The sequence below is a fragment of the Parahoeflea alexandrii genome (assembly GCF_027214025.1).
Lineage (GTDB): Bacteria > Pseudomonadota > Alphaproteobacteria > Rhizobiales > Rhizobiaceae > Hoeflea > Hoeflea alexandrii_A.
This window is the reverse complement of the sequence record NZ_JAPWHB010000069.1, coordinates 1-229: the sequence shown is the minus strand read 5'-3', so window position 1 is coordinate 229 and position 229 is coordinate 1. Positions and strand designations below refer to the sequence as shown.

At 48.0% G+C, this 229-nt stretch carries 1 protein-coding gene; it reads right to left on the bottom strand.

What is annotated here, in order from left to right; translation table 11 throughout:
- A partial coding sequence (locus tag O4H62_RS26420) for an aromatic amino acid transport family protein (protein ID WP_269391866.1) occupies positions 1 to 208 on the bottom strand: 208 nt, incomplete at its 3' end.
- Between the last annotated feature and the right edge of the window lie 21 nt (positions 209 to 229).

The following is a 229-nucleotide window of genomic DNA, read 5'->3' as shown; positions in this document are numbered from 1 at the left end:
GGTCAAACCATTGTGCAAGGCGGTCTCCGAACTGAGCACCACCGCCAGCGATATACGCTGCACATAATGAGTAGAAAAGAAACAACATCGCAAAACTTGCCACCCACTTGCCTTTTTGACCTAGGATCTGTTTCGCCAAAGTATGAAGTGTAGCACTACTCTCCGCATGTTGATGAAGCTCAAGCATAAGCAAGGCAGTGAAAGCCATCAGAGCCCATAAGCCTAGCAT